The organism is Lentilactobacillus sp. SPB1-3 (genome assembly GCF_026913205.2).
Taxonomy (GTDB): domain Bacteria; phylum Bacillota; class Bacilli; order Lactobacillales; family Lactobacillaceae; genus Lentilactobacillus; species Lentilactobacillus terminaliae.
In genome coordinates, this window is sequence record NZ_CP168151.1 from 653,290 (window position 1) to 679,728 (window position 26,439).

Below are 26,439 nucleotides of genomic sequence, written 5' to 3' on the forward strand. Positions count from 1 at the left end.
AAGGTGTTCAGTATGGAAAACCTTGTAATCTTGGATGTTGGTTCTAATTCCGTTAGGATGGCAATTAACCAAATTCAAAATGACGGCTCTTATCGAGAAATCAAGCGAGTTAAGAGTGACAGTCGACTATCTGAGGGAATGGGCGCAAAAAAAGTCCTTCAGGAAGTTGCGATGAAAAGAACTATTGCCTCGTTGGCAGATTTTAAAGATATTTATTCTCAATACAATCACGTTAACGTCATTGGTATCGCTACGGCCGCTGTTCGCCAAGCGACCAATAGTGCTGATTTTTTGAACCGAGTGAAGCAAAGAATCGGAATTGAAATTCAGGTTCTCTCTGGGGATGAAGAAGCATATTACGACTACGTCGGTGTCGTCAATAGATTAGGAATTAAGAATTGCTTGATCTTAGATATTGGTGGAGCAAGTTGTGAGTTAGTTGCTGTTAAGAAAAGCAAAAACACTAATTTAATTAGCATTCCGATAGGCGCTGTAAATTTATCTGAAAGATTTCATTTATCAGATCGAGTTTCTGGTTCTAACTTATTCAATGCTCAATTTCATATTAGAAAAGAATTCGCTAAAATTGATTGGCTTAATCAATCGAGAAGACAGCCACTTGTTCTTTTAGGTGGGGCTAACCGAACTTTAGCTAGAATTAATCGGAAACGGCAAAACATGTTACGAATTGACGCAATTCATGGATATCATCTATCGTATGAACAAGTCAATCGAACATTTTTGAACATGTTACGGGGTAATATGAAGCATAGACAACAGATTCCTGGATTGGAAACTGATCGAGCAGATATTATCGTCGGTGGTTTGATGCCACTAGTAGTGTTAATGGATTATTTAGATACTAAAAAAGTATATTTTTCTCAAAGTGGAGTTCGAGAAGGAATTATCACAGAATATATTGAGAAGCATTATAATAAATAAGAAGTAGCTAAAAGCTGGGGCAAGAAAACTTGACCAGCTTTTTGGCGCTATTGGTGGTGATGACATGAATTTAAAATATAATGGCTTTTATAAACATGATTATTTGACCAGATTGGATTTGGTATTGGGTCGAATAAATAATGCAGAAAATTCAAAGGTTATTATTGATGGGAACTATGATTCAAAATTTAAGAATATTATCGAAAATTATCTCACTAACTATCAGTTGCCAGAAGGCATTGCCACTAATTTAGTCGTGAATGATAGAGAATATATGGTACCAATGGTGACGGAGGAACCTTCTGTTATAGCAGCTTGCAGTAATGGTAGCAAGTTACTTTCAGATAATGGTGGTATTTCAGCAACTGTTATTAGTAACTTGGTTGATGGTCAGATAATTTTGAAAAGCAAAACACCGGAAACTGTTGAACAGTATGTAACTGAAAATCAAGCTAACTTGGTCAAAGTGGCAAATTTGAGCCACCCATCAATTAAGAATTATGCTCGTGGTGCACTTTCAGTTGCTACAAGGCGGTTAGATGGCCAATATATGTCATTAGACGTCACTGTGGACGCCGGTGAGGCAATGGGAGCAAACATAGTTAATTCGATGCTAGAGGCTGTTAAAAGCTACTTACAGGATGAACTAGCAAATGTGGAGGTACTGATGGCGATTTTAACCAATGATTCTCACCATGCCTTAGTTAAAGTTAAGGGAAAGACGTCTCTTAACCAATTATCTACACGAAGCATGTCTGGTAAGATAGTTGGTCAAAAGATATCTGAGGCCAGTTACATTGCCAAAATTGACGCTGTGCGAGCTACCACTCATAACAAAGGAATCATGAATGGAATTGACGCTGCTGCCATCGCACTAGGTAATGATTGGAGGGCGTTGGAAAGTGCCGTTCACAGTTTTGCCGTTAAGGATGGTCGATATCAAGGATTAACTGATTGGCAGATCGATGACGAATACTTAGTTGGTGAGATGACCATCCCAATTCCAATCGGTTTTATTGGTGGGGCTACTCGTGTACTTCCTCTGGCTAAAATCAATCAAGAGATTGCACAAGTTAGTGATAGCGAACAAGAGATGATGTTAATCGCTTCGGTGGGACTAGCACAAAACTTGGCGGCCTTAAAAGCACTAGTAACAGAGGGAATTCAACGAGGTCATATGGGACTAGCGGTGAAATCTGCCGTTATCGCAAATGGAGCCACTCCTGATGAAGTAGAAAAAGTTGTCAAAATGTTGGCAAAAACTGGCCAACACGATTCAGAAACAATTAAAAAGGTAATTAATAATTTCCGTAAGGAGAGTAATAAACATGGATAATAATGTTGATGTTAAATTAAATGATCAAGTCCAAGGACTTATTAATACGGTTGACCAATTTTGGGATGGAGAAGTGTCCGTTCAGTTCATTGGTAATTTACAAGCAGGTTTTGTTCGTCATGATCAAGCACAAGCAGTCCAAGATGGTAAAAAATTGATGATTCAAGTTTCTGATTTGAGTGCGCCAAATTATACGGCTTCTCACGAATTGATCCATGTTTTGATGACATTAAGAGGCTTTCCTCAAGTATTCTTCCCATTAACAACTGGTGATGAAAAGCTTGATGAGCAACTACAAATGTTGGGAACAGAGCTGTTTGACATTGTTTCTCATTTTGTAGTTGTCAGCGAACAACGAAAGCATGATTTGATTAATGATGAAATCGAGTCTATGTATTTAGAAGGTATTTATAAAACTATCAAGCCTGAACCTAAAGAAGGCGATGACCAACAGACGTTGCGTTCTTTGACATTGTTGGATGCAATGGTATTTTATGGCGATAAGATTAGTGCCTACAAAGAAAAATTAAGCCAAGATTTTCCAGTTTCATACCAAGCTGCTGAAAAATTATATGCAGTGATTACTGCTAAACCAACTAATTCGCCATTTGCTTTGCGACGTAATGTAGTTAAGCTATTTAAGGCCTTTGATGAGCAGTTACAAGCATGGGGATTACCTCAACTTCACAATACGGAATTTACCACAGTTTCTAATGTCTTATCTGAAAGACAATTAAACCTATCAGTGCGTCAAGTTTTCGAAATTTTCCATTCTGAGTTGAAGATTGCCAACACTGATAATCGTGCATACGTGGGCTTCAATAAAAACGATGATCAGAATTCATTTGTAATTGAAGAACCTGATAGCAAGACTGATAGTGCTGAGTTCTTCAAGGAAACATACGATAAGACTGTGAAGGAATTGTTAGAAGAATTAAAAATGCCATATATTATTCGAGAATAATTTGGGGATGAATTCAATGATTGAACCAGCAATTCAAGAATTATTTGATAATGCAAAAAAGATTACGTTTCTAACTGGGGCGGGGGTGTCGACGCCATCAGGGATACCTGATTACAGATCAAAAAATGGCTTATACACCAGTCAGCACACTGATAGACCCGCAGAGTACTACTTAAGCATTGATTGCTTAAGGCAAGAGCCTGAGGTCTTCTATGATTTTATGATCCACAATATGTATTACCCAGATGCTCAGCCTAATGTGATTCACCAAAGACAATCGGAATTCACAAAAAAACGGGATGCCATGGTAATCACTCAAAATATAGATGGTTTGTATCAAAAAGCTGATACGAAAAGCTTAGTGGAATTTCATGGAACGTTATTTGATGTTTACTGTCTTAAATGCGGTAAGCACGTTGATTACCATGAATACTTAAACGACATGCATCACGAAAATTGTGGTGGTATTTTACGCCCCAATATCGTTTTATATGGCGAAGGTTTGAATGGTGAAAATATTAGCCGGAGTATTGCTGCGGTTTCAACAAGTGATCTTTTAGTAGTGGTTGGAACATCAATGAAAGTTTATCCATTCGCCGGCTTGATTGATTACCGGCTTAACAGTGCTAAGGTTGTTGTAGTTAATCAAGAAGTTTTAGATTTGGGCTTTCCAATAACAATGGTTAAAACGAATGCAACAAACTTCTTTGAGGATTTACAGGTCAATTAACGCAGTGGAGGTCAATGATGATTAATATTGGATTAACCACTTTTGCAGATCATCCTGATCTGTCTGTAGATGGCAAGAAACAGGCTAAGCTTAGCGAATATAGTGGCCATTTCCCAGTGGTGGAAATGGATACACCATTTTACGCGATTCCCAAAACTTCAGTTATTGAGCATTGGCAGCACCAAGCGCCAGATAACTTTCAGTTTATTCTCAAAGCCAATCAATTGATGACTCTTCATGACATCGCAAAAGGCGAATCAGTGACGGAGGATGAGCGGGAAAAATCTTTTAGAGAATACTTAAAGTCAGTTAAACCATTGATTAAAGCTAATCAACTAAAAACGGTTTTGTTTCAATTTCCACCAACATTTCAGTTGAATACGGAATCCATTGAGTACTTGCGATTGATCAAAAGTCGGATGGGACAGTTATCTGTCTCCGTAGAATTTAGAGACGATTCTTGGTATGCAGATAACGTGAAAGGCGATGTTAAAAACTACTTAACTGAGCTTAATTTTACGTTTGTCACTCCTGATGAACCACATACATTAAATGTTGGGGTGCCATTTGAACCAGTGGTTACAAGTTCTTCGTTGGCATTCTTACGACTGCATGGTCGCAATGTTAAGGGATGGACAAATTCTAGTAGCAATTGGCGAACTGAACGAACGCTTTATAACTATTCAGAAGACGAATTAATGGAAATCGCTGCAATGGCGAAACAGCTTGCTGATCAAGTTGCTGAAGTTGTTGTGATTTTTAATAATAATGCTGGCCATGATGCCGCAAAAAACGCTCTTAGATTAAAGAAAATTTTGAATATTGAGTACAATGGTTTGGCACCATTACAAATGGATTTATTTTGAGTTAACGTCGCCAAAGATAAGGATTTTTGCTATACTTGAGGGTAATTATTAAAAAGTAAACGATATGAAAAGAGGTACTTTCATGGCAGAAAGTAAGCCAACATACTATATAACAACGCCAATCTACTATCCTTCTGGTAGATTGCACATTGGAAACTCATACACTACTATTGCTTGTGATGCCGAAGCTCGGTATAAGCGAGCAATGGGGTTTGACGTGTTCTTTCTAACAGGAACCGATGAACATGGATTAAAAATCGAACAAAAAGCGGAAGCTCTTAATACAACTCCGCAAGCCTATGTTGATGACATGGCTGCTCAAATTAAAAAATTATGGAAAACATTGGAAATTTCAAACGATCAATTTATTCGAACAACTGATGATTACCACGAAGAAGCAGTTGCCGAAATCTTTGACCGCTTATTAAAACAAGGTGATATTTACCTTGGCGAATACGAAGGTTGGTATTCAGTTTCTGATGAAGAGTACTTTACTGAAAGTCAACTTGCCGAAGTTTATAAAGATGAGAATGGCAAGGTCACAGGTGGTAAAGCACCATCTGGACACGAAGTTCAATTGGTTAAAGAACAGTCTTACTTCTTTAAAATGAGTAAGTATGCTGACTGGTTGCTACAATACTATCGCGAGCATCCAACTTTCATCCAACCAGAAGCACGGATGAATGAAATGATCAAAAACTTTATTGAACCTGGTCTAGAAGACTTGGCAGTTAGCCGAACAACCTTTAACTGGGGTGTTCCGGTTAAGTCTGACCCTAAACACGTTGTTTATGTTTGGATCGACGCACTTTCTAACTATATAACTGCACTTGGATATGGTTCTAAGGATCAAACCAACTTTGATAAGTATTGGCCAGCTGATGTCCACATGGTTGGTAAGGAAATCGTTAGATTCCATACTATCTATTGGCCAATTATCTTGCATGCACTTGGCTTACCTTTACCTAAGCAAGTATTCGGTCATGGTTGGTTGTTGATGAAGAATGGTAAAATGTCTAAATCTAAAGGTAACGTGATCTATCCAGAAACATTGGTGGAACGTTATGGATTAGACGCCGTTCGTTATTACCTACTTAAGGCAATGCCTTACGGAAATGATGGGATCTTTACGCCTGAAGACTTTGTTGACCGTGTTAATTATGACTTGGCCAATGATTTAGGTAACTTGTTAAACAGAACTGTTTCAATGGTTAATAAGTACGATGATGGTATTGTTCCTGAATTACAAAGTGGTGTGACTGATTTCGATAACGAATTAGAAGCAACAAGTAATGAAGTAGTGGCTAACTTTAAGTCATTTATGAATGAATTACACTTCTCAGATGCTTTAAGTGAAGCATGGAAGCTAGTGGCTGCATCTAATAAATATATTGATCAAACAGAGCCATGGGTATTAGCAAGAGATGAATCAAAGAAACAACAATTAGATTCAGTGATGGCTCATCTTGTGGCCTCATTGAGAGTAATAGCTGAGTTGGTTAGCCCAATCATGACACATGCTCCTAAAGAAATCTTTAGTCAACTTGGTATCCAAGACGAAATCGATTTGACTAACTTAGCATTTGCTGATCTTAAGGGCGGAGTTAAAGTTGCGGAAAAGGGTCAACCAATTTTCCCAAGACTTGATGTTGAAGAAGAAGTAGCATTTATCAAGGAACAAATGACTAAGTCTGATAAAGCTAAGGGTCGTGCTGCGATGAAAGAGGCTGCTGCCAACAGCTTTGATCCTACTGAAACTGGTTTGGTTTCTGATAAAAAAGAAGTTAGGTTTGATGCTTTTGAAAAGATTGAGTTAAAGGTCGCTGAAGTCAAAAATGTTCAAAAAGTTGACGGCGCCGATAAATTATTACAATTCCGTTTAGATGCTGGTGATGATGGTGATCGCCAAATCTTATCAGGAATTGCTCAATGGTATCCTGACTTTGATAAATTAGTTGGTAAAAAAGTAATTATCGTAGCTAACTTGAAACCTCGAAAGATGAAAGGTGAAGTTAGTCAAGGTATGTTACTGTCTGTTGAACATGATAATGGTGATGTTGAATTGGTTACAGTACCTGAACATTTGCCAAATGGCTCAACTTTAGAATAGGAGAAAGCCGCCTTCAGAAGAAAGCGGCTTTTTCAATAATTGAGGGATAAAATGAAAATATTTGATTCACACACTCATTTAAACGATGATGCATTGTATGAAGATGTTAATGGATACTTTGAACACGCACAAAAGTTAGGTGTGGAAAAAATTGCCAATGTTGGGTCTAACCAGGTACTAAATGAACGGTCAATTGCATTGGCTGAACAACATGCTGATATGTATTCAATTATTGGCTGGCATCCAGAAGATGCAATTTATTTTAAAGAAGAACAAGAACAGTGGTTGATTGATCAATTGAGCAACCCAAAAGTTGTCGCAATCGGTGAGATCGGATTGGATTATTACCAAACAACATCACCTAGAGCGGTTCAAAAAGCAGTATTCAAGCGCCAATTAGAAATTGCTAAAGAGTATCATCTGCCAGTTTCAATTCATAATCGGGATGCATTTGAAGATACTTATGCCATCTTAAAAGAAGTCGGCGTGAGTGAAATTTCTGGTGTTATGCATAGTTTTAATGGTGATCCAGAATGGCTCCAAAAATTCTTGGACTTGGGAATGTTGGTTTCCTATAGTGGTGTAGCCAGTTTCAAGAAAACTCATGAAGTTCATGAATCTGTCAAACAGACACCAATGGATAAGATGTTAGTTGAAACTGATGCACCTTATCTTGCGCCAGAACCATTCAGAGGTAAGCAAAATGAACCTGCTTACACTCTCTACACGGTTGAGGCTCTAGCAAGAATATTAGATGTAAACCCAGAAATCGTGGCGCGACATACCTACGAAAATACCTTAAGATTATTCGGGATAAGTGATGACAATAAATAAAAAAATTAAAGAAGTAATCGTCGTTGAAGGAAAAGATGATACTAAACGAATCAATGCCGCAGTTAATGCAGATACTATTGAGACTAGAGGCTCTGCAATTGATGAAGATACTTTACAATTGATCGAAAAGGTTGCTGAAACTAGAGGAATCATTATTTTTACTGATCCCGACTTTTCTGGTGAAAAAATCCGGAAAATCGTTTCTGAAGCAGTTCCAGAAGCTAAGCATGCTTTTATCAAAAAAAGTCAGGCAGTTCCTGAACGTTCAACTGGTTCATTAGGAGTGGAGCATGCTTCTCCTGAGGCAATTAGAGAAGCTTTGGCACATGTGTATACTGTTGACGATAATCCTGTTGAAACCATCTCTGTTGACGATTTATTACATTTTGGGTTAATGGGTGGAACGGGTGCTAAACAAAGAAGAAGAGAACTATCAGAATATTTAAATATCGGTTATGTCAATGCTAAACAGTTACGACATCGTCTAGCAATGTTTCAGATTTCCAGAACCGATTTTATTCAAGCAATGAGAGAAATTGAGGAAAAAAATAATGAATGACTTTCTAGAAATTGGGACCGAGACCAGAACCATGGCCATCCTGAATCAGTACAGACTATTTGCTAAGAAGGGCTTAGGTCAGAACTTTTTAGTTGATATTGACGTGTTAAGACGCATCGTTACCACTGCTGAAATTACTGAAGATGACTCAGTTGTCGAAATTGGCCCTGGTATTGGAGCTTTAACTGAGCAACTTGCTAAAAATGCCAGTAAAGTAGTCGCATTTGAAATTGATGATAACTTGCTACCTGTGCTGTACGATACTCTGCATGACTATTCGAATATCAAAATTATTAATCAAGATGTTCTAAAAGCAAACTTACCACAAGTAATTGACGAAGAGTTTGGCACAAACAAGAGCGTTAAAGTTGTTGCCAATTTGCCTTATTACATCACTACTCCAATTATCATGGATCTATTGCACAATGACGACCGCATTGAATCAATCGTTGTTATGATGCAAAAAGAAGTTGCTGAGAGATTGACCGCTAAGCCAAGTACAAAGGCATATGGTTCACTCTCAGTAATTATGCAGCAACAAAAAAATGTGGATATTGCATTCTTAGTAAGCAAAGATTCATTCATTCCCAGTCCAAAAGTTGATTCAGCGATTATTAAGATTACTACTAAAGAGCAAACTGGTTCGCAACCATTTGATTTGAAAAAATTTCAAGGATTTGTTCGAGGCTGTTTCATGCATCGCCGAAAGAGCCTATATAATAATTTACAGGGTATTTTTGGTAAAACCGCTGAAATCAAAGAGAACATCAAAGAGGTTACTACCGAAATGGGTTTGAGTGACAATGCTCGCCCAGAAGAGTTGACTGTAGAAGAATTTGTTGAACTATGTAATCGTTGTAATACCAAAGGATTGATTGCCTAAATGGCTGTTTATGAAAACTCGATTAGTTTGATTAGAGATAAGAAAGTTTGTGTTTTTATTCACGATATGTTATACTGAGATATCGTGAGGTGAGTGCAGTGCCTATCACATTATCTATGATTAAGCACGATATTGATGATCATATTGGTCAACGGATTAGTGTAACTTCTCAAATTGGGAGACGAAAAACTGCTACGCGCGAGGGGATTTTGCGGGAAACATTTCCTGCAGTGTTCGTAGTTGAATTGGATAAGGACTCTAGCTTAAATCGAGTTTCTTACAGTTACACTGATATTTTGACTAATAACATCAAAATTGAGTTCGATGCAAGTCAAATTGACTAGCAATCTGGGGGGCCGAGAGGCCTTTTTTTATACCTAAATTGTCATTGAAAAGTGACTAACTGACTTTTGACTGATTATTTAGTATACTTTTTATAATATATAGTTGGTCAGGGGATGTTGTTAATGAAAATGATCATAAAAGCTCCCGCCAAACTCAATTTAGGATTGGATGCGCCATTAGTTCATTCCAATAAAGAAGTTGAATGGGAAATGATAATGACCTCAATTTCACTTTGCGACTACGTTACCTTGGAGACAAATGATTCTCAAGCAATTGAAATTGATACTGATAGTGGCTTTCTGCCTGCCGATAGTCGTAACCTGGCTTTGAAGGCTGCAGAATTGTTTTTCAAAGCCAATCATATTCAAAGTGGATTAAAAATCAGCATTGAAAAAAATATTCCGGTTGCCGCTGGACTGGGTGGCGGTTCAACTGATGCCGCAGCAGTTCTCCGTGGACTAAACGAAATGTTTGCGACTGGTTATTCAATTTTTGAATTAGCAAAATTTGGCTTGCAGATTGATTCCGACGTTCCTTACTGTGTGTACGGCAAAACAGCACTGGTAACAGGGTATGGTGAAATTATTACACCTTTGCCTAAGTTGCCCCAGATGTGGTTTGTGTTGGCCAAGCCCAACATTAGTGTTTCGACACCTAAAATTGTTCGGTCACTATCGGGTACCAAATTAGATCATCCGGACATTAAATCATTGACTCAAGCGGTGCAACATCAGGATTACAATGGGATTAATCAGCATCTTGCCAACACCCTAGAAGGTATAACTGCAGAAAAATATCCTCAAATTTTGACTATTAAACATAGGCTAGTTAACTATGGTGCGGATGGATCGTTAATGACTGGTAGTGGTCCGACAGTGTACGGAATTTGTCGAAAGCAGAGTCGTGCAAGAAGAGTTTTTAATAGCATTTCGGGTTTTTGCAACGAGGTATATTTGGCTCAGTCGATTGAAACTAAGTAACAACGGTGATGAGACAATCGTCATCGTTTTTTTATGGACAAATACATAATTACTATATGATCTAAAAAATGTCATTGACAAATACATATGGACCTGTAAACTAAAACAGTAATGATTACTTTTTTCAGGAGGAAACAATTGTCAGAACAGGTTGTACAAGTGAATAACTTAAATGTTTCTTTTGGACGTCAGCAAGTGCTTAGTGATCTTAACTTGAATGTTCAGCGAGGAGAATTTCTCGCAATATTGGGTCACAATGGGGTCGGCAAAACCACGTTCGTTAGAACGTTACTTAAGCAACTCAAGCCAACCAGCGGTGAAATTATTCTTGCTCCTGATACTAAGATTGGCTATGTGCCTCAATTTAGAAATATTGATATTGAATATCCACTATCTATTCGTGACTTTATCGCTTTGTCGTTTACGGGGATTAGGTTACCTTTTTTGAACCGACAAGAAAAACAGATTTTGAATAGGGTAATTGAAATGGTTGATTTAAGTGACATTGCTAACCATTCAATGGGCAAAGCTTCTGGAGGAGAAAAACAGCGGGCATACCTTGCTTCAGCGTTAGTCAAACAGCCTAATTTGTTAATTTTGGATGAATCAACTGCTAGTCTTGATCCAGATGCTAAGCAAGAGCTGTTAAGAGTTGTTAAGCGCCTTAATGTTCAAGAACAATTAACCGTGATGTTTATTACGCATGATGTGTCAGTTATGGCAAAATATCCAGATCATTATTTATGGATGAAGCATGGCGGTTATGAATTAGGACTAATTGAAGATTTACCAAGTGAGGTGCTTAATCAGGATAATGTTTAATTTAGAATTTATGAGAAACGCGTACTTTGCTGGAACAATGATCGCTATCGTTAGTGCGGTCATCGGTACTTTTGTAGTCGCCAGAAATATGTCTTTTATGACCCATACTTTGTCAGAAATCGGGTTTGCTGGTGCTTCATTTGGTATTTTTATTGGCTGGCCGCCATTGAACGGGATGCTTTTATTTACTGCTATCAGTTCAATCTTAGTTGGCCAGTTAAGTGGTCGGATTGAGTCCCGTCGAGAATCAGTGATATCTGCTATTTCAGGACTCTTTATCGGTTTAGGAATTTTATTTTTGTCAATATCGCAAAAAAATGCTAGTTATGCTACCAATATTTTGTTTGGTAGTGTAATTGGTATCAGTGCACAAGACGTGCAGTTAATGGCCATTTTGTCAGCATTAGTGCTAGTCGTCGTCTTAATTGTTTATCGAGATTTAAAGGCCGACTCTTTTGATTCAATTGGCGCGAAAATCAACGGTGTCAATTCTCAAGCAATTTCAATTGTCTTTCTTTTACTACTGGCATTGAGCGTCAGTGTTGCTGCTCAAATCGTTGGATCGTTGCTGATTTTTATTCTGCTTACATTACCGGCATCTAGTGCTAAGTATTTCGCTCACACCGTATTTTCAATGATTATGTTAGGTGTTGGATTTGCTTTAGCTGGTGTGTGGTTAGGGTTGTACCTAGGATATGTAACTAACTGGCCAGTAACATTCTTCATTGCTTTTATTGAGGCACTTATTTATGGTATTGCTTTGCTATATAATTCGATTCAGAACCATAGCTAAGAGGAGCTATGGTTTTTTTATCTTAAATTAGCCGAAAAAAATTTTATAATTTAGCAATCGATTCAGCAAAATCCGAACATTTATGATAGAATTTAAGAGATATTACATACAAATTGAGGTGGGATTTTTGAAAGTACGTAGAAGTGATCGATTGATCGATATGACCCGCTATTTACTGGAACGGCCACATACACTTGTGCCGTTGACGTTTTTTTCTAAGAGATACGAATCAGCAAAATCATCTATTAGCGAAGATTTAACGATTTTAAAGAGAACTTTTCAAGAACGCGGCACAGGTTTACTAGAAACAGTTCCTGGAGCAGCCGGGGGAACCAGATTTTTACCATACATTTTAAAAGAAGAAGCTACTGACTTTGTGGGCGATCTAATGGACAAAATGAGTGATAAAAGTCGATATCTTCCAGGCGGTTATGTTTATATGTCAGACTTATTGGGGGATCCTGAAACACTGAGACAAATTGGTAGAATATTTGCTACCCAGTATTTAAATCAGGATGTCGACGCTGTGATGACAATCGCCACCAAAGGTGTCCCAATTGCTCAGGGTGTCGCTAACCTATTAAATGTTCCGTTCGTTATCGTCCGGCATGATATCGAAATCACTGAGGGATCTACAGTTAATGTGAATTACGTTTCTGGGTCCAGTGAACGAATTGAAAAAATGTCATTGTCAAAGCGAAGCCTTCAAAAAGGCGCTAATGTATTGATTGTTGATGATTACATGCGTGGTGGTGGAACGATTTCAGGTATGATTTCAATGGTTGAAGAGTTTGAAGCAAACTTAGTTGGAATTGGGGTCGTTGCTGAAAGTTCACGGCCTGAAAGTCGAAAGATTGGCGAATACACATCATTAATGACTGTTGACGCGGAAGATAATACAGTTATCGCAAAAACTGGTAACTATTTAGACAGAATTTTTAACTAATTTAATATAGGAGAAGACAGCATGGCAACAAAAAACACGATCATCCTTGCAGCAGGCAAGGGGACGCGCATGAAATCAAAACTTTATAAAGTACTTCATCGAGTATGTGGACGCACAATGGTGGATCATGTTCTAACTCAAGTAGAACATGCTAAAATGGACAACGTAGTTACCATTGTGGGCCATGGTGCTGAGGCAGTTGAAGAGGAGCTTGGTGATCGTACTAAGTATGCAGTTCAAGAAGAACAATTAGGCACTGGTCATGCAGTCCTACAAGCCGAAGATATTTTAGGCGATCTTGATGGAATCACTATGGTTGTTAGTGGGGACACTCCATTATTTACTTCTCAAACATTTGATAATTTGTTTGATTATCATCAAAACAAAAAAGCAGCAGTCACTATTTTAACTTCTCATACTGACGAACCATTTGGATATGGTCGAATTGTGAGGAATAATCTCGGTATCGTTGAACGAATCGTTGAACAAAAAGATGCCACCAGTGAAGAACAAGCCATTACCGAAATCAATACTGGGGTATATGCATTTGACAACCGGGCTTTATTTGATGCGCTTCATCAAGTTAACAACGATAATGCTCAAGGAGAATATTATCTTCCAGATGCAATTGAAATCTTGAAGAAGCAGGGCAAGACGATTGCTGCATATCAAATGGACGATTTCTATGAGTCTATGGGAGTTAATGATCGAGTTGCCTTATCAAAAGCCACTAAAATCATGCAACAAAGAATCAACGAAAGCCATATGCGAGATGGGGTTACAATTGTTGATCCTGAAAACACATATATTGATGTGGATATTAAAATCGGTTCAGATACAGTTATTGAGCCTGGAGTTCAATTAAAGAACCACACAGTAATTGGTAGCGATTGTTATATTGGTGCTCATTCAGAAATTCGTAACTCAACAATTCATGATGGTGTTACCGTGACTTCTTCATTGATCGAAGACTCAGAAATGCTTGAAGGCTCAGATATCGGTCCTAACAGTCATCTTCGTCCCGACTCACATATTGGTAAAGGTGTGCATTTAGGAAACTTTGTTGAAGTTAAAAAATCAACGATTGAAGATAATACTAAAGTTGGTCATTTGACTTACGTCGGCAATGCTAAATTAGGCAAAAACATTAATATTGGATGTGGAGTCGTCTTTGTTAACTATGATGGTGCTAAGAAGCATGAAACTGTAGTTGGAGATGATTCGTTTATTGGTAGCAATTCAAACCTGATTGCGCCATTAAATATTGCTGATCATTCATTTGTTGCTGCGGGTTCAACTATCAATAAAGACGTTGCTCGATACGACATGGCAATTGCTAGAGAACGCCAAACTAACAAGCCAGGTTATTATAAAAAGTTACCTTATCAAAAAGATTAGCTTTAGCGATGATATTTTAGGGGGATTCATTGTATAATTAAGTCAACAATACGAGTTAGCAAAAATTAAATTGGAGGATCCTAATGGCTCAGCAATACTTTGACGAACATTTGAAAATCTTTGCTCTAAATTCTAACAAACCACTAGCAGAAAAAATCGCTGCTACAGTGGGGGTTCCACTAGGTAAGACATCTGTCGATCGATTTAGTGACGGCGAAATTAGAATTAATATTGATGAAAGTATCCGTGGCGATAATATTTACATTATTCAGTCCACTTCAGCTCCTGTAAATGACAATCTTATGGAGTTGTTGATTATGATCGATGCACTTCGAAGAGCAAGTGCAAAGACAATCAACGTAGTTATTCCATATTATGGGTACGCTCGTCAAGACCGTAAGGCAAGATCTCGTGAACCCATTACAGCTAAATTGGTAGCTAATATGCTTCAAAAAGATGGCGTGGATCGGTTGATTACTCTTGACCTACATGCTGCTCAAATTCAAGGATTCTTTGATATCCCTGTTGACCATTTAATGGGAGCACCATTGTTAGCTGATTACTTCTTGGACCATGATTTTGATGAAGATACTGTGATTGTTTCCCCTGACCACGGTGGTGTATCTCGTGCCAGAGCGTTGGCTGAATTTTTGGAGAAACCAATCGCAATCATTGATAAGCGTCGTCCAGAAGCTAACGTTGCTGAAATTATGAACATTATTGGTGATGTTAAGGGTAAACGATGCTTGATGATCGATGATATGATCGATACTGCCGGAACGATTACTTTAGGTGCCCAAGCTTTAATGGATGCTGGCGCTAAAGAAGTTTATGCTTGCTGTACTCATCCAGTATTATCTGGCCCTGCAATTGATCGAATCGCTAAGTCACCAATTAAGAAACTAGTTATTACTGATACCATCCAATTACCAGCCGAGAAACAAATCGATAAGATTGTTGAAGTATCTGTAGGTCCACTTATTGGGGATGCAATTAAGCGCATTAACGAAAACAAACCTGTTAGTCCGCTATTTAAAAATCGTTTCCATGGATCTGAGGCTTAATGATTAAGTTAAAACCGGCAGTGCTGATCAGTTGGTTGTTAATATTGATTGTAGATGCAGTATGTATTGGCTTTTCCAGCATGCTAGCAGTTGGAAACGTTAACTTTATGTTTGGCTTAGGTTTTATGATTGTGGCGGCATTTTTAATTGTTAAAAATGGTCACTTGTTTACTGGTTGGCGATTCAACACCAAGAAAAAGACCGATCTAGAACAGGAAAATTTGCCTAAACAACCTAAAGTTAATGAAGTTGGGTCCATTAAGAATCAAGCAATCAAATTTAGCGCACCAACTAAATATTGTTTATATGTTGGCGGTCTATTGATAATTTTGGGAATTGGATTAACAATTATTTAAAAAAACACCATCGAGTTAGAAAGTCTAATTCGATGGTGTTTTTAGTTATTTTTAGTTGTTTACGTATTTATTAATGGCAAATGCAACACCATTTTCAGCATTACTCTTAGTTACAAATGATGCAGCTTGTTTAACTTCGTCGATTCCGTTGCCCATAGCCACACCGGTTCCGGCATATTCAATCATTGTTAAATCGTTTCCTTCGTCACCAATTGCCATAACTTGATCTGCACTGATGTTCAATCTATCAGCGAGGTCTTTTAAGGCATTACCTTTGCTGGCATTTTTATTCATCATTTCGATGAAGAATGGTTCACTTTGAACCACATACAATCTATCGGTGAGTTCTTCTGGAATGTTAACTTTCACTCTAGAAATAACTTCAGGGTGATCAACGAACATTGCTTTTGAAATAACCAAGTCATCTTTAATTTGTTCTGGAGTTTGGTAGACGATTGGTAAACGAACTAAGTAACTTTCACCAATGGTGTATGGGCTGATTTCTTGATTGGTAGTGATTATTTGATCTGTGGTTTCAATTTGGTAATGGGAACCAAGTAGTCGGCCAAACATCTCAGTTCTCAAGACATCTTCATAGCTTAAAGTGTGATGACTAATGATGTTACCACTAAGATCTTGGGCCATGGCACCGTTAAAGGTAATTGCATATTCGTCACTACCATCGATTGATAGTTCTTTTAAATATGGTTTAACACCACTTAACGGTCTACCTGTACAAAGGACAACCTTGACTCCTCGCTTGCGAGCAGCACTAACGGCATCAATCGTTGCTTGAGCTAATTCGTTGTTTTCGTTAAGCAAGGTACCATCAATATCAATGGCAATAAGTTTAATGTTCATAAAAATACTCCTAAAGTTAAATTAATTTATCGTTGTGAATGTGCTTAGTGAATTCATCATACTCCGATTGAAAAAGATCGACGTTTTCTTCTCTGGTCAAGATATTCTTCGGGAAGAAGAAACGATTATCACCTTCGGAACGATCAGAGATCGCACTAACAATTGGGCTAATATCTGATAGTTGAACTAGAGAACCATCTGCTTGGATTAGTTGAATCTGCTTTTTGGCAGGGGTGTAAGCATCGTATGGCTGATCAAAACTGTCATCGGTAGATGTGTAGTATTCAGGGTTATAACCGGCTTGCTCAATTAATTTTTGCAATTCTGGAATGAGAGATTTAGTTTCATTGGTAAAACGAACTGATTTGAATGGCTTTCGATCGATAAATCTGCTAGCTAAGTCAGCCAAAATATCATCAGAATATCTTTTCCAGTGAATAAAGTACGTATTTAAAACACCATCATCTAATTGTAAATAATCATCAAGGTCAAATTTGTCTTCAAAAAAAGGTAGCAAAAGATAGGGCACTTGTGATGTTTCAGTAACCGTTTTCTGGAAAACTTCTTTAGCTCGTGACAATAGTCGATTTAAAACTACTTCCATTGAACGAGATCCAGGATGAAAATAAACTTGTTGATACATTTGAAAACGACTAACTATATAATCTTCAACAGCGTGCATACCACTGATCTCAAAACAAATGCCATCATGATATGGTCTCATTACTTCAAGAATTCGCTGCAAGTCGAAAGTTCCGTATTTAACACCGGTATTGTAGGCATCCCTCAATAAATAGTCCATTCTATCCGCATCTAGCTGGCTAGAAATAATTTCAACTACCTGGCGATTAGGATATGTTTTGTTGATCACACTGGCAACCTTTTCTGGAAATTCAGGACTGACCCGTTTCAAAACCGCGTTGATCTCAGTTTGATCTGATGTAATGATTTGGCGGGTGATAGCTTCATGGTCCGTATGGAAAATATGCTCGAAAGTATGAGAATAGGGACCATGACCAATGTCATGAAGAAGGGCGGCACAAAGGGTGACTAATTCCTCGGAGCTGTTCCATAAGCCGTCATCAGGCGTTTTAGAAGGATAGTTCTTTGCAAATGATTCCGTAATTCTGCGGGCGATTTCATATACGCCAAGCGAATGAGAAAAGCGGGAATGTTCTGCCCCGTGGAAAACCAATGGTGTCGTCCCCAACTGATGAATTCGACGCAGACGTTGAAATTCGGTGGTGTTGATCAGGTCTAGAATAACTTTATAGTTAACGTAAACATAGTTGTGGACAGGATCTCTAAAAACTTTTTCTTTAGATAATTTTTGATTAGCGTATGTCAAACCTAACCTCCTATGGTTGGTAACTGTTGGTTACGCAATTTCATTTTTGATAATTGTTTATTACGGAGCTGATTAAACTCTTCGGTTTGAAGAACTTCCGCTGACTTTGAGTTGAGCTGGTAAGTCTTTTGAATGGTGTCAGAAATCATTTTTTTAATAATTTCATTATTACTATAGTGCTCGTTTAATTCAACTAGACTAGTCATTGAGGCAGGATTGATCTTAGGAAAATCCCAAGTGGTTTGGTTGTATGCATCAGAGGTTTTATAAAAATCTGAGATAATCTTACTGCGGTCATCTTGATTGCCAAATACACTCATATAAAGCATCAACACAACTGCATCCTTTTCTCTTCGCTGAGCAATTCCAGCGATTTTTTGACCATTAACACTTAAATCATATTTTCCTGGGCAGTAAGAATCCGTAATTTCATAAGCTTCGATAGGCAGATCGGGTAGGACCTGTTTCATCAGGTCAGTAATGATTTTATACGCTTCATCAACTGATAGTTGTTGATTTTTTGTCGGCAAGAAAAGCGAGACATTTAACACACCTGGATCAGAGATAACTGCTAGGCCACCAGAATTTCGTAAAAAATAATTATAATCTTTGTTAGTTAATAATGTTAATCCTGATGTTAACTTAGGCAAATGACGGTCGTTGATGCCCAAAATAACAGTTGGTGTAGTCGTAGTCCAAAACTGTAAAAACGGCGTTTGCAATTTATTAGTCATTTCTAAAATGGCATTAGTGTCTGCAAATGATTCCAATTGATGAATTGGTGAATAATTTGCTTCCAAAATAGTAATCGAATTAGTAAACATAGGTTCGCCCCTTACAATTGAATATGTTAATTATAACAGAGATTTGTAAGTTACTAACGGACTGGATTAAATGGATGAAAAAAATTAACAGGGGGCATATAATTAATTAGTAAAAACGTGTGAAGAGAAGGTGCAAAATGGATAACCCAGCAAATAATTTACCAGTACAGATTCATCTGAGAACGGATATTCTTCAAGATGGCAAGAAGTCTAATTTCGTATTTGACATGGAAGGTCAACTTGTTGAAATCGGTAATGCGATTTATATTCGTTATGATGAAGAGGTGGAAGGCGGTTCGATTCCAGTAACCATTAAGATCAATGGAAATGGTGATGTTAAGATTACTAGATCTGGACAAAATCGTTCCCAGCTGATGTTTAGTGAAGGAAAACGAATTTCAGCAGTATACAAAACTCCATATGGTCCTTTGGATATACAAACAGTAACTTTAGGACTAACAGCCGAGTTATTAGAGAATCCGCTTAGGGGTACCATTGAAATCTCTTACCTACTTTATGCCGGCCAGGAAATGTTAGGTAAATATAATATATCATTGCAATTTACGGTGTAACCGAGTATAGTAACTTTTAGACTGTTGAAAGGACGTGTACCAGTTTGGAATTAAAAGTCTTTGAAGGCCAAAACAAAAATGAACTATCTATGATCGAAGTTGCCCACGCAATTTTAGCGGAGCGCGGAGACGTTATGCCGTTCGCTGATTTGGCTAATGCCGTTCAAGAATACCTTGGTGATAGTAATAAGGAAATTCGAGATCGATTATCTCAGTTTTATACTGATCTAAATATCGACGGTAGTTTCATTTCACTTGGTGACAATCTTTGGGGCTTAAGAACTTGGTATCCCTACGAATCGATTGACGAGGCCACAGTTCATACTGAACTCGACGATGAAGATCGACCAAAGAAAAAGAAGCGTCGTAAGGTTAATGCCTTTTTAGCTGACGCTTCTGATGATGACGACGTTATTGATTACGATGATGATGATCCTGAAGATCAGGATGATGATTTTGACGACGAATCTGATGACGAAGATGAAACTACACCAGATACTAATATTGGTAAATACGATAATGATTTAGCTGATATTGATGATGACAGCGACGATGATGACAGCGATGACTCTGAATTACCCGATGGTATCGAAGGCGAATTAACTGATTTGTCCGACGATGATGATGATTTGTTGGCTTCAGATGATGATGACGACGATGATACAGATGGTGATGATTCTAGTTATGAAGATAAAGAAAAGTAATTTATCTTGACGCTGACCTGAATATTATGTATTATGTTTTCTGGGCTCCTTGAATGTTCAAGGGCATCAGAACGATGATTAATTTGTTCCCTATTCGATTATTTGAATAGGGATTTTTTATTTTTTTACCCCCCGCAGATTTTAAGAGGAGAGGAATTTTATATGACCAAATATATTTTTGTTACCGGAGGAGTAGTTTCATCACTAGGCAAGGGTATCGTTGCCGCATCATTAGGTAGACTACTTAAGAATCGTGGATTAAATGTAACTATTCAAAAGTTTGATCCATACATTAACTTGGATCCAGGAACAATGAACCCCTACCAACATGGAGAAGTCTTTGTTACGGATGACGGCACAGAGACTGATTTGGACTTAGGTCATTACGAACGATTTATTGATAATAATTTAAATAAGTATTCGAACGTGACTACTGGAAAAATCTATGATGAAGTTCTTCGTAAAGAGCGTCATGGAGATTATCTTGGTGCGACCGTTCAAGTAATTCCTCACATCACTGGTATGATCAAAGATAAAATCATGCGGGCTGCTAAAACGTCAAATGCCGATATTGTGATTACTGAAATAGGGGGCACGGTTGGTGATATCGAATCACTGCCATTCCTAGAAGCAATCAGACAAATGAAGAATGAAGTCGGTGAAGAGAACACATTCTACATTCACACCACCTTAATTCCTTACTTAGGTGCTGCTGGTGAAATGAAGACTAAGCCAACACAACATTCCGTTAAGGAACTGAGAGGATTAGGAATACAACCTAACCTACTAGTTGTTCGGTCTGAAAAACCAGTTACTGATTCTATGAAGCAAAAGATTTCACTATTTTGTGATGTTAAAAAAGAAGCGGTCATTGAATCATTAGACGTTCCTACACTTTATTCAATTCCATTGCGATTACAAGAACAAGGCATGGATCAACAAGTACTTGATCATTTTGGAATTCAAGCACCCGTGGCTGACATGGAAGACTGGAAACAGCTTGAACAACACGTTCAGAATTTGAAGAGAAAAATTAAAATTGTATTGGTTGGTAAATACGTTGGTCTACAGGATGCATACATTTCTGTTGCTGAGGCCTTGAAACATGCTGGATATCCAGTGGATGCTGATATTGATTTAGAAATGGTTGATGCAGAAAAAGTTACTCCTGAAAATGTTGCGGATTTCGTTGATCATGCTGATGGGATCTTGGTTCCTGGTGGCTTTGGTGATCGTGGAATCGAAGGAATGATTACTTCCATCAAGTATGCTCGTGAAAACGATATCCCATTCCTTGGTATCTGTCTTGGAATGCAAATGGCTAGTGTTGAATTTGCTCGTGACGTATTGGGTTACGCAGATGCAAACTCAACTGAAATGGATCAAAACACTGAGCATAAAGTTATCGATTTAATGGCTGATCAAGCTGATGTTTCTGATATGGGTGGTACTCAAAGATTGGGTGCATATCCATGTAAGTTAAAGCCTGGAACTAAGGCTGCTGCAGCTTATGACAATGCTGAAGAAATTTCAGAACGTCATCGTCATCGTTATGAATTTAACAATGCTTATCGTGAAGAAATGGAAGCTCATGGGTTAGTATTCTCAGGAACTTCACCTGACAATCATTTGGTGGAAGTCATTGAAGTACCAACAAACAAGTTCTTTGTTGCTGCTCAATATCACCCAGAATTCTTATCAAGACCAAACCGTCCAGAAGGATTATTTCGTGACTTTGTCGCTGCCGCAAATGATCGTTACCTAGAAAATACAAAATAATTGATTTTAACAGCTCTAATTCCGTGTTATGCTGAATTAGAGCTGTTTTTTTATAGAATTGTATAATTAGGCTGAAAGTATTGTATTTTGCCCTTATTTTTTATAAGATATCTCTTGGCATGTAATTTGTCTGAAAGAAGAAATGAGGAAGTTTACGATGAGTAAATTAATTATAAATGGGGGAAAGAAGTTAGCCGGTGAAATTACTATTGGTGGTGCTAAGAATAGCACGGTGGCATTGATTCCTGCTGCTATTCTTGCCGATACACCGGTGAGCTTTGATTCAGTTCCAGATATCCTAGACGTTCATAATCTGATGGTTATCTTGGAATCGATGAATGTGTCCTCCGATTTTCATGATGATGTGTTAAACATTGATCCAACAAACATTGTTGAAGCACCATTACCAAGTAAAGCCATTAAGAGTTTACGTGCATCGTATTACTTTATGGGAGCATTACTTGGTAGATTTCATCGGGCAACCGTAAGTTTCCCCGGTGGTGATAATATTGGTCCTCGACCAATCGATCAACATATTAAAGCATTTAAGGCCCTTGGGGCAAACGTTACTGAAGAAAATGGAACTGTTACTATCACAACTGGTGAAGAAGGTCTTCACGGAGCACAAATATTCTTGGATGTCGTATCAGTTGGGGCAACAATCAACGCAATTTTAGCAGCGGTTAAAGCAAAAGGAACCACTGTTCTTGGAAACGTTGCTAAAGAGCCAGAAATAATTGATATTGCCACATTCTTGAATAATATGGGTGCCAACATTCGTGGAGCCGGAACTGACGTAATCAGAATCGAAGGGGTTGACTCTTTAGTAGCCAAAAATACCCATACGATAATTCCCGACCGGATTGAAGCTGGTACATATCTATCACTTGCGGCAGCTATGGGTGATGGAATTACAGTTACTAATGTCATTCCGGAACATTTGGAGTCGTTTGTGGCCAAACTTGAAGAGTTAGGTGTAAATCTTCAGGTAGATGAGGATAGTATCTTCGTTGGACCATCTGATTCACTACAACCAATTCAGGTTAAGACAATGCCTTATCCTGGATTCGCAACTGATTTGCAGCAACCACTAACACCATTACTTTTTAAGGCAAATGGTCGTAGTGTGATTATTGACACGATTTATCCAAAACGGGTCAAACACATTTCTGAATTAGTTAAGCTTGGCGGCCACATTAAGTCTGAGGATATTGAAGAAGGAATCATTGCAGTTGATACTTCTAATGACCTCCACGGAACTACAGTTTCTGCTGGTGAAATCCGTGCCGGTGCCTCATTATTGATCACTGGGCTAATGGCTGACGGTACCACTGAAATTTTGGATGCTGATAATATTCTTAGAGGTTATGGCAGTATAGTTAAAAAATTAACTGCTGTTGGTGCTGATTTGAAATTGGTCAGTGATTAAATTTTAGTCTGATTTGATATTGAATCAATTTTTATTCTATGTTAAAATAACAAAGTTGACTAATCGATAATCTCTGGGTCATCACATTGATTCAGGGCAAAGGAGCGATATATAATGAAACAAGGAATTCATCCAGATTACCATAATGTTGTATTTCAAGATTCAAGTACTGGTTTTAAGTTTATGGCAGGTTCTACTAAGAACTCTGACGAAACTATTGAATGGGAAGATGGCAACACTTATCCATTGATTCGTGTTGAAATTTCATCTGACTCACATCCTTTCTACACAGGTAAGCAAAAGTTTACCCAAGCAGATGGTGCTGTGGACCGATTCAACAAAAAGTACGGTCTTTCTTCAAACAACTAATAAAATGCGAGGCTATGCCTCGTTTTTTTGTTATCTAATTTTGATAAATAAAAAGGTGGTTAATCCCTGACTTGGGATTAACCACTTTTTTGTACTTACATAGATTTTCTTAGTGATTTAGTGTTGATATAAACTAATCCTAAGTTGATAACTACTAGGAATGCTGTGGAAATGAAAACTCCTGAGTAGTCGAACGATGATGAGACTAATGACCCAATTAAAGGACCAGCAACGTTACCCATTGCCTGAAATGATTGATTCCAACTAAATATCCTTCCAGTTACGTAGGCAGGGGTATTTTTCGTTAAAATCGTTTGAACAGCGGGTAACATCGATGCGTTCGAGATACCGATCAAGAATCTAAGTCCAATCAATTCCCAGACGTTCGTTACAAATGCCATGGGGATGTAAACAATAATGGCAAGACAGAATCCAAACATCAATATCTTTTCAGAACCGATTCGATCGCCAACCCGACCTAATGCGGGAGCAGCAAATAATGTTGCAATTCCTGGAATGGCAGCAACTACTCCACTGAAGAAGGTTGCTTGCGGGCTGTTATTCATGATTTCTCGCACGTATAATGCTAAAATTGGTGCAATCGAGTTGTTCGCCGCTTGAATAATCATAGTGGTGATGAACATACCGAAAACTAACTGTGAGTTACTAAGAGATTTGATAACTCCTCGTGTGGTAAGCATGGCTTCTTTTTGAACTGGTTCAAAGTTCTCGTGAACTAAGAATGTGGTTACTAGAAAAACAATTACAAATAAGAATCCAGTGATGATAAAGGTTAACCGATAACTAAAAATTGAAGCTAGGGTACCACCAAGTAGTGGTCCCAGCAGTGTTCCTGAAACGTTTCCAGTTACCAGTGTCCCTAAAGCTTGACCAGATTGTTTCTTAGGAACTTGAGTGGCAATTAACGCGTTGGCGTTACTGATGTATCCAGAAAAGACACCTTGAATTAGTCGGTAAATAATTAATTGCCAGACGTTCGTTGCCGTACCCATTAAGAAGAAAATTACTGTCAATCCGGCGGAAGCTCTGATCAACATCAATTTTCGACCAGTTTTGTCAGCTAATTTTCCCCATAAGGGTGACACAAGTGCCGTCATAAAATAGCTTGCTGCAAAGGCCAAACCACTATATAAGCTTAGTTGGCCCTTAGTAAAATGTCCCATAGTGTCAACATACAAAGACAGAAACGGCATAACCTCAGAGAAGCCGATACCAGCCATGAATGTTCCAAACCAAAGGACGAATAGATTTTGTTTCCATGAAAATTTTTTTGCCAAGTCGTTCTTCCTTTCAAAATAAGGTGGAGATTAAAAATGAAAATAAATAAGATAGTTCACACATTATTTATTTTTGGCTTGATAATCGTCTTGATTGTGGCTATATTGCTAATTTTTAATCGGCAATTTAAAAACCAACTAGTCAAGTCGTATCAGCCAAAGATTTCTCGTCAAGTAGTGGATAAGAATGAAAAACTACTTGAACAAAATAAACATACGTCAAATAAGTCTAACGCAAGAACAGTTAATCAAGCAAGTTCAGGAATTAGCTTCGACTTTGATAAAGTAGTTAACTTAGATTTTTAAACTGCTCTATTGGCTCGATTGAATGGAAGCAGTGTTCATGTAGTTGGTCAGCTTATTGCGCCCTAAGCTGGTTTACACTTGTCAATTGGATTGGGAGTTTCAAACCAGTCCCTGGCATTAGCTGCAGGTACGATGAGGCCTGATCAAAAAATGGGTTCAGGTAATTATCCTTTGGCGGGGCACCACATGTTAGATCATAATATATTATTCGGACCGCTTTATTACCGTGCTAAGGTTGGTCAGATGGTTTATTTAACGGACATGAACTACGTTTATAAATATGTGATTTATCAGAAAAAATTCATTTCTGCTTACAATATTTCTGTTATTAAACAAACAAAAAAGCCGATTGTTACCCTGATTACTTGTGATAAAACAGGGGCAAATCGACTTATGGTTCGTGGAAAGTATCAAGGACGTGAACTGATTAAGGACACATACAGTAACTTGAGACAATCCATCACGAAACCGAAATTTAATTAAGCATATCGCTCTTAATATATTTTAGCCATTTTGGTAAAGATTCAGCTAATTGATTATAAGTTCTATCAAAGCGATGATCATACCAAGGATCGGCTATTTCCTGATTCGAATTATTTAAGATGTTTAGACAAAGGTGAATTTTGCTAACCGCATTTTTCGGTGCAATTTTAGTTAAATCTAGGATGTTTTGGTTATCCATTCCGATAATTAAATCGGCCCACTCAAAGTCTGACTGCGTGATTGGCCGACTGATTTGACCATCCATTGATAAATGATGTTTTGCTAATTCCGCAATCGCACCTGGATGAGGGGAATTTCCTTCTTCATAACTACTAGTACCAGCTGATTGAACATTGATTTGTTCCTGTAGATCATCATGTTGAATTAATTGTTTAAACATCGTTTCTGCCATTTGTGAGCGGCAAATATTGCCTAGACAAACGAAAAGAATATTCATAATTTGAGTTCACCTCGTTTTAAAGTAATCTATATGTTACCAAGGGAATCATTAAAGAGCAAATAGACTGATTTTTTTACG

29 protein-coding genes are annotated in these 26,439 nt (G+C 37.9%); 24 read left to right on the forward strand and 5 right to left on the reverse strand.

All coding sequences use genetic code 11. The annotated features are described in order from the left end of the window. Positions 1-12 precede the first annotated feature (12 nt). The 17 genes from O0236_RS03220 to O0236_RS03300 all read left to right on the forward strand — a co-directional run bounded on the left by O0236_RS03220 (position 13) and on the right by O0236_RS03300 (position 15,928). Positions 13-942 (forward strand): Ppx/GppA family phosphatase, encoded by a 930-nt coding sequence (locus O0236_RS03220; protein WP_268913915.1) that lies wholly within the window; start codon positions 13-15, stop codon positions 940-942. Between the two features lie 64 nt (positions 943-1,006). Further along, entirely contained in the window at positions 1,007-2,278 is a 1,272-nt protein-coding gene (locus O0236_RS03225) for a hydroxymethylglutaryl-CoA reductase, degradative (RefSeq protein WP_268913914.1), read from the forward strand. Beyond that, positions 2,271-3,242 (forward strand): IpaB/EvcA family protein, encoded by a 972-nt coding sequence (locus O0236_RS03230; RefSeq protein ID WP_268913913.1) that lies wholly within the window; start codon positions 2,271-2,273, stop codon positions 3,240-3,242. The genes O0236_RS03225 and O0236_RS03230 overlap by 8 nt, the downstream gene beginning before the upstream one ends. Before the next feature lie 16 nt (positions 3,243-3,258). Then, positions 3,259-3,972 carry an NAD-dependent protein deacylase gene (locus O0236_RS03235; protein ID WP_268913912.1) on the forward strand — a complete coding sequence of 238 codons (714 nt, stop codon included), beginning with the start codon at positions 3,259-3,261 and terminating at the stop codon, positions 3,970-3,972. A gap of 17 nt (positions 3,973-3,989) precedes the next feature. Further along, positions 3,990-4,838, forward strand: a complete 849-nt coding sequence (locus O0236_RS03240) for a DUF72 domain-containing protein (protein ID WP_268913911.1) — start codon at positions 3,990-3,992, stop codon at positions 4,836-4,838. 82 nt (positions 4,839-4,920) lie between these two features. Continuing rightward, entirely contained in the window at positions 4,921-6,948 is a 2,028-nt protein-coding gene (metG, locus tag O0236_RS03245; RefSeq protein ID WP_268913910.1) for a methionine--tRNA ligase, read from the forward strand. Positions 6,949-6,999: 51 nt separating this feature from the next. Next, complete coding sequence (locus O0236_RS03250) at positions 7,000-7,782, forward strand: TatD family hydrolase (RefSeq protein ID WP_268913909.1); 783 nt, start codon at positions 7,000-7,002, stop codon at positions 7,780-7,782. Next, positions 7,769-8,341 (forward strand): ribonuclease M5, encoded by a 573-nt coding sequence (rnmV, locus tag O0236_RS03255; protein WP_268913907.1) that lies wholly within the window; start codon positions 7,769-7,771, stop codon positions 8,339-8,341. The genes O0236_RS03250 and rnmV overlap by 14 nt, the downstream gene beginning before the upstream one ends. Continuing rightward, positions 8,334-9,224, forward strand: coding sequence for a 16S rRNA (adenine(1518)-N(6)/adenine(1519)-N(6))-dimethyltransferase RsmA (rsmA, locus tag O0236_RS03260; protein ID WP_268913906.1), 891 nt, complete (start codon positions 8,334-8,336; stop codon positions 9,222-9,224). The genes rnmV and rsmA overlap by 8 nt, the downstream gene beginning before the upstream one ends. Before the next feature lie 98 nt (positions 9,225-9,322). Next, on the forward strand, positions 9,323-9,568 hold the full coding sequence (locus O0236_RS03265; protein ID WP_268913905.1) for a Veg family protein: 246 nt from the start codon (positions 9,323-9,325) through the stop codon (positions 9,566-9,568). A 123-nt stretch (positions 9,569-9,691) separates the two neighbouring features. Next, positions 9,692-10,549 (forward strand): 4-(cytidine 5'-diphospho)-2-C-methyl-D-erythritol kinase, encoded by an 858-nt coding sequence (gene ispE / locus O0236_RS03270; RefSeq protein ID WP_268913904.1) that lies wholly within the window; start codon positions 9,692-9,694, stop codon positions 10,547-10,549. A gap of 138 nt (positions 10,550-10,687) precedes the next feature. Next, the gene (locus O0236_RS03275) at positions 10,688-11,371 is read left to right on the forward strand and encodes a metal ABC transporter ATP-binding protein (RefSeq protein WP_268913903.1); all 684 of its coding nucleotides are present in this window, start codon (positions 10,688-10,690) and stop codon (positions 11,369-11,371) included. After that, positions 11,364-12,164, forward strand: a complete 801-nt coding sequence (locus O0236_RS03280; RefSeq protein ID WP_268913902.1) for a metal ABC transporter permease — start codon at positions 11,364-11,366, stop codon at positions 12,162-12,164. The genes O0236_RS03275 and O0236_RS03280 overlap by 8 nt, the downstream gene beginning before the upstream one ends. Before the next feature lie 127 nt (positions 12,165-12,291). Then, positions 12,292-13,110 carry a pur operon repressor gene (purR, locus tag O0236_RS03285; protein ID WP_268913901.1) on the forward strand — a complete coding sequence of 273 codons (819 nt, stop codon included), beginning with the start codon at positions 12,292-12,294 and terminating at the stop codon, positions 13,108-13,110. Between the two features lie 21 nt (positions 13,111-13,131). Continuing rightward, positions 13,132-14,508 carry a bifunctional UDP-N-acetylglucosamine diphosphorylase/glucosamine-1-phosphate N-acetyltransferase GlmU gene (gene glmU / locus O0236_RS03290; RefSeq protein ID WP_268913900.1) on the forward strand — a complete coding sequence of 459 codons (1,377 nt, stop codon included), beginning with the start codon at positions 13,132-13,134 and terminating at the stop codon, positions 14,506-14,508. A gap of 83 nt (positions 14,509-14,591) precedes the next feature. Then, positions 14,592-15,572, forward strand: a complete 981-nt coding sequence (locus O0236_RS03295) for a ribose-phosphate diphosphokinase (RefSeq protein ID WP_268913899.1) — start codon at positions 14,592-14,594, stop codon at positions 15,570-15,572. Then, entirely contained in the window at positions 15,572-15,928 is a 357-nt protein-coding gene (locus O0236_RS03300; protein ID WP_268913898.1) for a DUF3899 domain-containing protein, read from the forward strand. Before O0236_RS03295 ends, O0236_RS03300 begins: the two co-directional genes overlap by 1 nt. A 51-nt stretch (positions 15,929-15,979) precedes the next feature. Here O0236_RS03300 and yidA read toward each other — a convergent pair whose 3' ends face one another. The 3 genes from yidA to O0236_RS03315 are packed head-to-tail and all read right to left on the reverse strand — an operon-like array spanning position 15,980 to position 18,961. Continuing rightward, positions 15,980-16,789, reverse strand: coding sequence for a sugar-phosphatase (yidA, locus tag O0236_RS03305; RefSeq protein WP_268913897.1), 810 nt, complete (start codon positions 16,787-16,789; stop codon positions 15,980-15,982). A 16-nt stretch (positions 16,790-16,805) separates the two neighbouring features. Beyond that, complete coding sequence (locus O0236_RS03310) at positions 16,806-18,137, reverse strand: HD domain-containing protein (RefSeq protein ID WP_268913895.1); 1,332 nt, start codon at positions 18,135-18,137, stop codon at positions 16,806-16,808. Between the two features lie 2 nt (positions 18,138-18,139). Next, positions 18,140-18,961, reverse strand: a complete 822-nt coding sequence (locus tag O0236_RS03315) for a lipoyl protein ligase domain-containing protein (protein ID WP_268913894.1) — start codon at positions 18,959-18,961, stop codon at positions 18,140-18,142. A gap of 137 nt (positions 18,962-19,098) precedes the next feature. Between O0236_RS03315 and O0236_RS03320 the strand changes: the two genes are divergently transcribed. The 5 genes from O0236_RS03320 (at position 19,099) to O0236_RS03340 (ending at position 23,814) form a co-directional block, all read left to right on the forward strand. Beyond that, complete coding sequence (locus tag O0236_RS03320) at positions 19,099-19,533, forward strand: DUF1934 domain-containing protein (protein ID WP_268913893.1); 435 nt, start codon at positions 19,099-19,101, stop codon at positions 19,531-19,533. A gap of 44 nt (positions 19,534-19,577) precedes the next feature. Next, positions 19,578-20,237 carry a DNA-directed RNA polymerase subunit delta gene (gene rpoE, locus O0236_RS03325; protein WP_268913892.1) on the forward strand — a complete coding sequence of 220 codons (660 nt, stop codon included), beginning with the start codon at positions 19,578-19,580 and terminating at the stop codon, positions 20,235-20,237. A 162-nt stretch (positions 20,238-20,399) separates the two neighbouring features. Continuing rightward, entirely contained in the window at positions 20,400-22,016 is a 1,617-nt protein-coding gene (locus O0236_RS03330) for a CTP synthase (protein ID WP_268913891.1), read from the forward strand. A 157-nt stretch (positions 22,017-22,173) separates the two neighbouring features. Next, positions 22,174-23,445, forward strand: a complete 1,272-nt coding sequence (locus O0236_RS03335) for a UDP-N-acetylglucosamine 1-carboxyvinyltransferase (RefSeq protein ID WP_268913890.1) — start codon at positions 22,174-22,176, stop codon at positions 23,443-23,445. A gap of 114 nt (positions 23,446-23,559) precedes the next feature. Then, positions 23,560-23,814 (forward strand): type B 50S ribosomal protein L31, encoded by a 255-nt coding sequence (locus O0236_RS03340; protein ID WP_268913889.1) that lies wholly within the window; start codon positions 23,560-23,562, stop codon positions 23,812-23,814. 95 nt (positions 23,815-23,909) lie between these two features. Here O0236_RS03340 and O0236_RS03345 read toward each other — a convergent pair whose 3' ends face one another. Further along, positions 23,910-25,112, reverse strand: coding sequence for an MFS transporter (locus O0236_RS03345; protein ID WP_268913888.1), 1,203 nt, complete (start codon positions 25,110-25,112; stop codon positions 23,910-23,912). 36 nt (positions 25,113-25,148) lie between these two features. Between O0236_RS03345 and O0236_RS03350 the strand changes: the two genes are divergently transcribed. Both O0236_RS03350 and O0236_RS03355 read left to right on the forward strand, forming a co-directional pair. Beyond that, on the forward strand, positions 25,149-25,418 hold the full coding sequence (locus O0236_RS03350; protein WP_268913887.1) for a hypothetical protein: 270 nt from the start codon (positions 25,149-25,151) through the stop codon (positions 25,416-25,418). A 78-nt stretch (positions 25,419-25,496) separates the two neighbouring features. Continuing rightward, entirely contained in the window at positions 25,497-25,901 is a 405-nt protein-coding gene (locus O0236_RS03355) for a class A sortase (protein WP_268913886.1), read from the forward strand. Here the strand turns inward: O0236_RS03355 and O0236_RS03360 are convergent. Next, positions 25,894-26,358, reverse strand: a complete 465-nt coding sequence (locus tag O0236_RS03360) for a low molecular weight protein-tyrosine-phosphatase (RefSeq protein WP_268913885.1) — start codon at positions 26,356-26,358, stop codon at positions 25,894-25,896. The two genes, O0236_RS03355 and O0236_RS03360, sit on opposite strands and share 8 nt — an antisense overlap. Positions 26,359-26,439 lie beyond the last annotated feature (81 nt).